Annotated in this window: 7 protein-coding genes and 1 pseudogene; 1 reads left to right on the top strand and 7 read right to left on the bottom strand. The window is 29.7% G+C overall.

The features are described 5' to 3' along the window. Positions 1-60: 60 nt before the first annotated feature. The 7 genes and pseudogenes from Q0O83_RS03420 to Q0O83_RS03390 form a co-directional block, all read right to left on the bottom strand. Positions 61-1,710: an AAA family ATPase gene (locus Q0O83_RS03420; RefSeq protein ID WP_294094208.1), complete on the bottom strand. Its 1,650-nt coding sequence runs from the start codon at positions 1,708-1,710 to the stop codon at positions 61-63. A gap of 88 nt (positions 1,711-1,798) precedes the next feature. After that, a pseudogene (locus Q0O83_RS03415) lies at positions 1,799-2,587 on the bottom strand (UTP--glucose-1-phosphate uridylyltransferase); the annotation flags it as partial. A gap of 102 nt (positions 2,588-2,689) precedes the next feature. Then, entirely contained in the window at positions 2,690-4,336 is a 1,647-nt protein-coding gene (ltrA, locus tag Q0O83_RS03410; RefSeq protein WP_294094207.1) for a group II intron reverse transcriptase/maturase, read from the bottom strand. A gap of 769 nt (positions 4,337-5,105) precedes the next feature. Beyond that, a complete protein-coding gene (locus tag Q0O83_RS03405; protein ID WP_294094205.1) occupies positions 5,106-5,576 on the bottom strand; it encodes a VanZ family protein in 471 nt (156 codons plus the stop codon). Between the two features lie 371 nt (positions 5,577-5,947). Beyond that, positions 5,948-7,351: an IS66 family transposase gene (locus Q0O83_RS03400; protein ID WP_294094203.1), complete on the bottom strand. Its 1,404-nt coding sequence runs from the start codon at positions 7,349-7,351 to the stop codon at positions 5,948-5,950. Positions 7,352-7,527: 176 nt separating this feature from the next. Further along, a complete protein-coding gene (locus Q0O83_RS03395) occupies positions 7,528-8,454 on the bottom strand; it encodes a hypothetical protein (protein WP_294094201.1) in 927 nt (308 codons plus the stop codon). Between the two features lie 473 nt (positions 8,455-8,927). Continuing rightward, complete coding sequence (locus Q0O83_RS03390; RefSeq protein WP_294094199.1) at positions 8,928-9,308, bottom strand: hypothetical protein; 381 nt, start codon at positions 9,306-9,308, stop codon at positions 8,928-8,930. Between the two features lie 219 nt (positions 9,309-9,527). Here Q0O83_RS03390 and Q0O83_RS03385 point away from each other — a divergent pair, with 219 nt between their 5' ends. Continuing rightward, the gene (locus tag Q0O83_RS03385) at positions 9,528-10,961 is read left to right on the top strand and encodes an HTH domain-containing protein (RefSeq protein ID WP_294094197.1); all 1,434 of its coding nucleotides are present in this window, start codon (positions 9,528-9,530) and stop codon (positions 10,959-10,961) included. Positions 10,962-10,995 lie beyond the last annotated feature (34 nt).

The raw sequence follows: 10,995 nt of genomic DNA, 5'->3' as shown, positions 1-10,995 counted from the left end.
TCTATAAAAGTCAAAACTTATTTTTGAATTTTATAAATTTATTTCAACTGTTAAAAGCCTCTATTTTGTATAAAACTTTAACTCTTTACCAGAAAATACCATCCCAATTTTAATAATCTTTTCTATTCCACGCTCACGCAGTCCTGTTTCATAAATTTTTTTATCTATCTGAGCTAAAGCCTCTTCTCCTGCTATATGGAAGTCAGATTCTGACGAAGATGTCGCTACTTTAAATTCAAATATATATCCAAAGCCACTTTTATCACGTGGCTCTAAAGCTAAATCATAACGCCCCAACCCCTCTTCTCGATTAGAGTGTATATAGAACTTATCATCCAAGCCTATCATCATTCCAAGAATTAAGTTATGATAAAACTTTTCTTGCCTCGCTCCATCTAAATAGCTCATACTAGCCATGAAAAATCCATTTATCTTTTCCTCAACTGAATCATTTCCACGAATTTTTCCAATCACTAAAGCCTCTTTCAACTTAGAAAAACTATCTTTACTTTTTGGAGTCAAAATTGATATAAATGTTTTTCTAAAATATTTTTTAACCTCTAAATTCGGTATTCTTAAATAGTACTGATCCTCTTCCTCTCCAGGCCTATCTATAGTTAAATACCCCGCTGAAAACATTAAATATAAAATTGTACTATCACTATACTTTTCACCGAATATCATATTGTCATCTAATATAGTTCTAGCACTCCCACCATTTAAAAGCTCATAGAAAGTATCTTTTATATCCTCGTCAGCTTCTTTTAATAGCTTCATAATTAAAGTATTTGCACTTGTATTTACCCAGTAAGATATCAACTCTCCATTTTCACAATGATTTAATATACTCCAAGGGTTATACACTTTTTCATCTCCAAAGGTATATCCGTTATACCAACTTTTAGCACTCTCCATAGTCGTTTCTAAATTATAATATTTCAAAATCTCTTCTACTTCACTTTCAGTCATTCCAAAATGATTGTAGTTATTGGTCAGTAGCGTAGAAACCTTCAAGTTGTTAAGACTTGAAAATATAGACTCTTTCGCTACTCTAAGAATCCCTGTTACAACTGCAAAAGAGATCGGTGCATCCTTTAAAGCACTTCCATAGAAAGAACCCATTAAATCTTTTGTCTCTTCATAGTATCCTTTTTCATGAGCGACTATCATTGGCGAATCATATTCATCTATTAGTAGCACTGGTTTTATTCCGACATACTCTTCATAAAGCTCTGATAAAAATTGCAAGGCTATATCATAATCTCCATCATCTTTTCTGCTGATAATTTTTTCAAAATTCATCAGATCATCTTCATCTAAAAACTCTTTTAAATGTTTGTGTTCTTTAAAGAGTTTACTCAACAATCTTTTAAACTTTCTTAGAAATTCTGGATAATTATCTCCATCCAATCCTTTCAGTGTCAAAAATATAACCGGATATTTCCCTGCTTCAGCTATATATTTACTCTTTTCTATATTTAAGCCTCTGAAAAGCTCAATATTTTCTGAGGCGTTCTCTCTAGTTAAAAAATACTTTAAGGTACTCATATTTAGAGTTTTACCAAATCTTCTTGGTCTACATATCAATGTAACTTCTGCTCTTTTTTCTAAAATCTCTTCTATAAATCCTGTTTTATCAACATAGTAGTAATTTTCCCTTATTAACTTTTTAAAATCACTCACACCAACTGGTAATTTTTTTCTCTCCACACTTTCCACCACCTTTTCTTTAGTCTATTATACCACATTCTGCAAGTTGCATCAAAAAAAGCAGGAGAAATTTCTCCTGCTTTTCACATTATCCTTTTATACTTTTTAAATACTCCTTTAGATCCTCGCTTGTTTCGGGATTACGTAGACCAAACTCTATATTAGCTTTTAACAACCCACTCTTCGTTCCTATATCATAACGAACTCCATCAAAGTTATATGCTAAAACCTTTTCTCCATCGTTCATCATAGCTAAGATTCCATCTGTAAGTTGAATCTCTCCACCTTTGCCTGGTGCTGTATTCTCTAAATATCTAAATATATCAGCAGTTAATAGATATCTCCCCAGACACGCTTTAAGAGATGGTGCTTCCTCTAGCTTTGGTTTTTCCACAAAGTCAGACATCAACACAGTTTTAGAATCTAAATCCTCCACTGGCTTTATAACTCCATACTTAGATACATCCTTTGGATTTACCTCTTGCACTCCTATTACAGAGTGTCCATACTGGTTATAGTTTTCTATAAGCTGAGCACTCACCTCTTTCTCTGGGTTATACATTATGTCATCCCCAAGAGCTATCAGAAACGGGTCCTCTCCCACAAAACTCTTAGCCTTTAAAATAGCATGTCCTAATCCCAACGGATGGTTTTGTCTTATATAGTAGATATTTGCCATTCCATGTATTGTCTCTACCTTTTCCAACAGTTCATCTTTCCCATGTCTAGCCAGAGTATTTTCCAACTCAAACGAGTGATCAAAGTGATCCTCTATCGAATTTTTATTTCTTCCAGTTACAATAAGTATATCCTCTATCCCTGATTCTACAAGCTCCTCTACGATATATTGTAGTGACGGCTTGTCAACGATCACAAGATGACGATAGGTAACTCTTTGAAGTTATCTCTAAGTTTTCCCCCGTCCCACACCGTGCGTGCGACTTTCACCGCACACGGCGTTCCATCAATATTCTATTATTTATTTTTTCTCAGAAAGTGATTTTAATAATTTTTGATACATCTTATTTTCTTTATAGAATTCACGCGCTTTATTACTATGAAGTAATCTATGAACTTCTGGTTTTAATAACACTAGATTTTCTATCGCATCTTTTCCACCATTTTTCTTTGGAGTTATGTGATGTACGTCATATCTATTATTCCCAGAAATATATTCTCCTGTAACTGCACATTTCGAATTCGATTTAAATCGTACTTCTGCTCTCAGTATATCCCACTTTGGACTCCCTTTATGCTCATTTGCATAAAGTTGTTCCTCTATAGTCTCTTTTAATTCTTCTACTCTCGATTTATAGTTCTTATTTGAGTAGTGTTTTGGAATTTTAAAGATAATAGCTTCTAGTGTAAATAAGGTTACGTTATCTATATTCCAAACCTTGTAGTTATAGTTTGGGAACCTTATTCGATACATAGTATCCTTTTTTTCCGAGCCTTTTCCAAATTGAATATATAGGTTTTTGCTGATTATATATCCAATTCTATTTAAATCAATATTAACCATAGTTGCGATTCTGTAATAGTTTTGAATACCTCTTATGATGGAGTTGAATTTCATTGCCTCGGTTGCGGTAGGTATTCTAGCAAGAGTTTTTATTTGCGCTCTAATTTTTAGCAGTATGTTCTTTTTGGCTTTATCTCCTATGAAGGTTCTGGCAGTTCTAATATTTCTTCTTTTTATAGCTTTTATTCTAAAGCCTAAAAAGTTACTGGATTTTTTCTTTAGATTGATTATTTTAGATTTTTCTTTGGAAACTTCTAATTTTAATCTTTCTTTTAAAAATATTTTAACTAGCTTAAAGATTTTGTCTGCCCCTTCTCGCGTTCTACATAGAAGTTTGAAGTCATCAGCATATCTGATAATTCTTACTTCTGTTAAACCACATCTTTTTAAAGCGCACTTTTTATATTTCTGCTTTTTATACTCTCTATCTAATCGCTTTCCAAACCATTGGCTATCTATCCACCAATTTAATTCATTAAGTACTACATTTGCTAGAAGTGGGGATAAGATCCCACCTTGAGGGGTACCTTTTTCTGGTTTGACCATTTCTCCATTAGGAAGAACAATCTCAGTTTTCAACATCGCTTTTATAATTGATATAATTTTCTTATCCTTGATACCTATCTTTATAAGTTGTTTTATTAACTTCTTGTGATTTATGTTATCAAAGAAACTTTTTATATCTACATCGACTACAAAGTGCAATCCCGCTCTATTTATTAGGTTGCAGTTTAATGCCATTGCATGCTCTGCGCTCCTTTTTGGTCTAAATCCAAATGAGTTTGGATAAAACTTTTTATCTATTAGAGGTTCAATAACTTGCTTTATACTCTGTTGAATAATTCTATCGAAAATTGTAGGAATTCCTAATGGTCTCGTTTTTCCATTTTCTTTGGGTATCTCAATCCTTCTAACTGGTAAAGGCTTGTAGTTGTTACTTCTCAAAGTTTTCTGGACTCGCATAATAATTTTAGCTTTATCTTCTAAAATATCTTTTAAACGGACTCCATCAACTCCAGGAGTTTTACTACCTTTATTTCTTTTTAATTTATCTATGGCTAATTCTATATTTTCAATTGATGTAATTCTATCTATTAATATCATAAGTTGTGCGTTATTACAACTCTTTTAGGTAGTTGTTATTAACTTTATTTCCTCGATTTCTTATCATTGACTTATTAATTCTGATTTAAAATAAATTTATAATATTGACTTGGGGCTATCCCTCCACCACTTATTATCATGGTTTCATCGGTACTGTGCCCCTACTCTCACAAAGCTAAAGAAATTTCGTTAAATAGTATTTAACTTATATTCACCAACGCTCTAACTAAGCTGTTTTGTTGTGCTTTGCTTTCCACGTTCCATATAACTTATCATAGAAACTACTTAGGTGGTTACTCTAGACCTGTAAGCTTGATATTGCCTTTAACAATATAGCGACTTTCATAGAAATGATACTTACTCATCACCACTTACCTTGGATTTTTCCAAGTACCCCATTTCTGGCGTATCCGATTCTAGGCCTGTACATTCGCAACTTTGTCAGCACCACTGTGCATTCTCACCATATAGTTCGACCCCCGGTCTATCACTACCTCGACCACCTCTGGTTCGCATTTCCTCATCATAACATGTTAGGAGTAGTTCTCAACCGACTTCACCGAGCTTTATACCATGCAACTTAGTTAGAATTGCATCGCATATCGGAGTATTAGGGGAGGCGTTTCAGGGCGTTACTCCGTCATTCCACCTCTCAGTCATATAGTTCTCCACCTTGTGTTTATCGCTAAACTCTAGGTGTGGCATAGCTTTTCACTATGCAACGTGTCGCACCATTTCCTTCGGCTGCGACTTTGTTGCAGGTAAAACTCTAGTTCCTAATCCCGCTGCTGGTATAACTGCTTTTGTTACTTTTCTCATATCTCTTTTCTCCCCTATTTTTAAATATTTCTAATTTTGTTTTTACTAACAATATCCCAAGAGCTCCTCCACACCCATCTATACCCACATCATAGATAGATGGTCCTCTTCCCGGTATAAAACTTTGATGATACTCATCACTCATTGCATATAGCACTACAAATCCTAACACCTCTAACATCTCTTTTTTACCCTGCTTAGAACGACTCAGAAAAGCCGAACTCCCAAGAGCTAGGTATATAAAGAAGTGAGCATTCTTTCTTACATTGATTTTATCTTTATGTTCTCCTAAAACTACCTCTACTACCTTTTCTACAAAACCAGATTGCTTTATAGACCTACTCGCATCTTGGTGAGAAAACCAGAAGATAAGTATCATTATGCAGAGTGTTAAAAACTTAAATATCCTTCTAGTTTTCATTTTTCACCTCAATTTCCATATTTTTTCCTTCTTTGTATTACACTTTTTTACTCTACTTCTATAAGCTTTTTACAGCTTTTAAATAGATTTTAAACTCGCCTATACAAATACAAACCATAATTTTTCAAAATACCTTAAAACCAGAATAAGAGAGTCATTTTTTTGGATTTTTGTTTGTAAAATGGTAAAAGTAACTTTAAAATTTTTCTGATACTATTTATATGGTACTATTTTCAATGTAGTTCAAATAATAAGCCTTATACCTCAATAAAACTATTTAACGGTAACTACTCAGCTGGTAGATTACAAAAAATAAAAAATAGCTAAATAATAGGAGATTTCTATATCGTTAGATGTAGTAGTCTCCTTTTCTATTTAGCTATTAATGAAATAATCTCTTCAAGTTTAAATATTCTTTTTAAAGCATCGAACTGATTTAATCCCTGCTTCTTCATTGTCGCAATGTAGCCTCTTATTCTACAAAACATTTCAGGTCCTAAATCACTTCTAAAAGTACCTTGTATTTTACTTTTGACCTTTACATTTCGAATTTCTCTTTCTGCTGCATTATTTGTAAAAATTTCAGCGTTTCTTTCTGTAAAGAATCTTAACACATCCTCATATCGAGATAATCGTTTAAGTAAATTGTATGCTTTACTCCTTTTTGGTTTCCCTTCTGAAGTTGGATCAAAAGGATAATGTTTTCTTTCTTCGACTATCCCCTCCTCAACTGCATTCATATACCCTAAATACAAAGATAACTCTTCAGCTTCATTTATGCTTTCACCTTTATCAACAATATCTTTCAATTTAAAAATTGAATTTTTAATATTTTCTGGGAACTTTAAGCTTGTATTATCTTGAATACTTTGAAGTTCTCTTAAAAAGTGAGCCCAGCATAAAGCGTGCGTTAGATTATTAAATGAATCATAAGCATACCAACAATCATGAGCAAGAATACCATAAAACTTTTCGATAATCCCAGCTTCAACTAGCGCTTTTTTACCTCTATTTTTATGAGCACTTAACACAGTAAATGAATCATTAGAAAACGAATGAATCCAACGATTTATACCGTTAACTTTTGTTCCTGTTTCATCAGCATGAGCAACAGAGGACTTAGCTAATTGCTCTTTAAAGAAATCTTCAACAGCTTCTAATTTAGTGTATCCCGATTTAAGAGTGTTATATATTGTTCCTTGACTAAGTTTCAAATTAAAAACATCATTAAGCAACTCTTGTAAACGTTTATATGGCAAACTTTGATAGATATTTAAGTTTAAAATTAACGCTCTGATATTAGCCCCATATTGAGCACTATGACTTACATTTTTAGGAAATTCTGAAGTTGTTTTTGCATTACAGTGAGGACAAATTTTAGAGTGAGCTCTAAACTCAGTAACATTAATTTTAATTTCAGGAATATCAAAAACCTGACGTGATTTAATCGCGTTAGCTTTAATATCTGTCAAATCATGCGAGCAGTTAGTGCAAGTATCATTCGGAAGTTCAACTACAAAATCAGGAGTTTGAACTTTTTGAAGAGTGCTACCTTTATGTCCAATTTGTCCACCAGAAGATTTTTCACTCTTTTGTCTAAGAAACCTTTGTTTTTTATCTTTTTTTTTAAATCTATCAGAAGATGGTGGTAAGCTACTGTTTGAGCTGTTCATATTAAGCTTGGCTTTTAACGCTTCAATTTCTTTTGTTAAAAGTTGAATAATTAGCTTTAACTCATTATTTTCTTTTTCTAACTCTTTAATTCTAGATTCCATGATTTTAGTTTCACCTCCGACAATTTATTTTCTAAAAGTATTTTATCATAATTTTGAATACAAAAAAAGATACTTTTTTCAAATCAATGAAGAAAGTATCTTTATCTATTAAATTTTATTGGTTACTAGCTGAGTAGTTACATTTAACGTAAGATTATAATTATAGCTCTCTACAGTTAATTTACCTTCTTTTTATATGCTCCTATTAATAAATATGGATATATATCCCCAAATATCTTCTTCTCTAATTTTTGTTTATATCTATCAACAGGAGTTTCAAAAGACTTCCTTATTGAAAAACCATAATAATCCTCTCCAAATTTTTCACCTAGAGTCATAGGCTTTTGATTTGGATAAGCAAATGATCTATTAAAAACATATTCATATTGATTCGGATAATGTAATAATAGTGAAAATTTATTTGCCAGTTCAGGCTCTCTTTTTTTCATATTTTCCTCTACTACCTCTTTTACCAAAATACTCCATTCACCCAACTTAAAAGTTTTATATTCTAAATTTTTTGTCATAATAGTTTTAAAATCTCCATTTTTTGTTGGATCAAAAGTAGTTATATCTCCAAAATAATATAGCATACCAACTGCAGTATTCATAAACTTAACTAAATCTATAAATTTTGGAAGAATAAAAAAATCTAATCTAGTTGTTTCATTATCTATATCAAAAACAGATTTAGTTTTTCTATTGTTAGGCGTTATATTCTTACATTCTTTAAATTCTTTTATTTTTGGAACATATAAGTTACAAATCATTGTAAAATATGGTGTATTTCTTCCTATAGCAACTTTGTGCCTTATTTGATCTATCTCTATTTCTTCTTCTGCTTTTCTTTTTAGTCTTATTAAAGGCATTTTTATTTCACTTTGTACCTTCTGATAAAACCCATGCCACGATATTCCTGAAATATCAGTGTATGATTTTCTTTCTAACTCATCAATATATTGAACTATATCAAAGCTTTCTTTACTTCCTGATCTAATAACTATATCTACTTCACCTTCTACAGAAGCTCTTTTACCTGCATCTGTAACTCCAAAAGTAAATATTTTTTTATTATTCTTACTTACCAATAGTTCTTCTGCCATAAAACACTCCTCTGAAATAAAAATTTTGAATTCTAAGTCTCTTAGATTATCTATTCCAAATTTTTTAATTACTTTTAAAAAAATTTTCTAAAGTCATAAATTTAAACTCCGAATTATAAATATTAATATTTAAACTGTTATTTATACCCGAAACAAATTGACTACAGAAATAATTATGATACTCTGCACACCACTTATACTTGGCATAAATTTTAGAATCTTTTTTGTATTAATCTAAATTTTTTTTATTATTTTTTTATGTTTTTCAATAAATTTATTGATTCATCAGGGTACTCATAATCTGAAAATAGTTTTTAATCACAATATATTTCAAAATATTTTGAAATATACATTGCTAAATAATCTTTCAAATTATCTTTTTCAACTCTTCCCTTCTCTACTATCAGACTCTGAAACATAAGATTGAAGCAAATATGATTTTTCTATCAGTATAAAAATGACATCTATTTTTTTTATCTATTTGAAATTTTATCTCTAGCCATAAATACTCCTATTTTAACATTCCATTTAGGAGTATTATACCACTTCAGCCATTTCCTTAAAAGACTATCCCCACAAAGATTATATTTTTTAACAATTTGAAGCATTGAAAATTTTCCAATTAAATAATCTTCTACAGAATTAATCAATATATGTGAAGAATAAGTAATTTTAACTTTTACTTCTTGGAGTGCTTCTAATCCACCATGATCATATTTAATAGACCATCTATGAATAGCTGTTCTTTCAATATTATACAATCTACAAAATGCAGATAATGAAATATTTAATTCTCTAAATTTTAAAACAAAAAACATTTTTTCCTCAGCTGTAAATTTAACTCTTTTATTCATATACTACCAACTTTCATATTTTTATTAAATGTTGATAATATATGTGTGCCCTATATGGATATCATATCAATTAGTATACTAATAGTTTAAATTTTTTTCTATTTGAAATTTTTTTATTTTTTTTTAAAATTTCTTCAATAGTGTTTGACTTTTGAATTTTTAGTCTCTATAATTAAACACAGAAATACTACTTTTATTTTTTCAAGGGGGAACGAATCTATGAAATTAGATATGAGTACAAAACACTTAAGAGTATTGAATCTTTTAAAATTTACAGATGGAAAAGACCTAGAATTCATTAAAACATTGATGAATATTTCTAAACCTAATTTAAATAATTATTTAAAAGATATTCATAAAAATATTTCAAGCAATGAAAAAACAGGGAAAATGGATTTGATAATCACAGACATAATTGAGAAAAAAGATCTCTATTCATCTTTACAAGAAAAACAAACTATTTCTAAAGAGGATAGGGTATTTTTTCTAATTTTAAAACTTTTAATTGAAGGAAACTTAAATTTATACTATTTAGCTGAAATTTTAAATGTTTCTCGTAGAACACTAAATATGGATTTAGTTTCTATAAAAGAAGAATTAAATATTTTTGAGTTAAAAATTGAAAGCCATACAGGAAAGGGAATATTTTTAGATGGAGAAGTTGTTAATAAAAGGAACGCTCTTTGTTGTTATATTTATAAATATTTAGTTGAAGAAGAATATCTTCCAATAATTTTTTCAGAGAACTTTAAGTATATTAAAGAGGATTACGAAATCAGTTCACAACTAAATAGTGATATTGAAAAAATTATGGTTGACTTTAAATTTGATATGTTTTTCTATAATAGAATTCTTTTAAGTTCATTCTATATAAGTTTTAAATATATAAGATTTGATAACGATCTGTATAATAATACTAATACTTTAGAAATCATTTTAAAAGATAAATTTATGTTTGAAACATACTTTTCTAAAGCTTTTTCAAATGAAGAACTACCTAAATTCTATAATTTTTTACATAGCTCACTCTTTAAAAATATCTCGATTGATTATATTAGAGGATTTTTAAATATATTAAAAATATGTCGTGGTACTTTTCCAGAGGAAAGCATCTATCTGAAAGATCATTTTTTAATTTGGAAAAAAATTATAAAAACCTCTTTAAATATAGATGTTTCCGATGATAAAAAGGAACTTTTAAAAAATTTCATCCAAAGAGTTATCTTTTGTAGTAAACAAAAGCACTATCTTTCTATCTATGAATTTTACTTCTTAAATCTGAACTTAGATAATTACACATCAACTAGATGCATCTCTCTTTTTAAAGAGTTCAGAAAATCTTATTGGAATATCTCATTTACCGATGTTTTAGCTATATACTTTATATTAAATACACAACAAACTACTTCTAGTAAAGAAATTACAGTTGTATATAAAAATATTCCAGTATATATACTTGAAAATATGAAAGAAAAATTACAATATAAGTATAACGTTACTATTAAAGAATTTGTAAATGCATATTTTTTTGAAGATTACTGTAAAAATAATAAACTTTCAACAATCGGTATTCTAGGTGACCTAAAACTCTTTAAAGATTTAGATGAAAACTTAAAAAAATTTGATATTCTTCATCTCAATCTAAAAGTTTAATTTTTTATAACTAAAACAGGAGACTTAATTTAAG

It is taken from the genome of uncultured Cetobacterium sp., assembly GCF_945952365.1.
Taxonomy (GTDB): domain Bacteria; phylum Fusobacteriota; class Fusobacteriia; order Fusobacteriales; family Fusobacteriaceae; genus Cetobacterium_A.
Note: the sequence above shows the minus strand (reverse complement) of the source record. Positions and strands in the feature narration are given on the sequence as shown.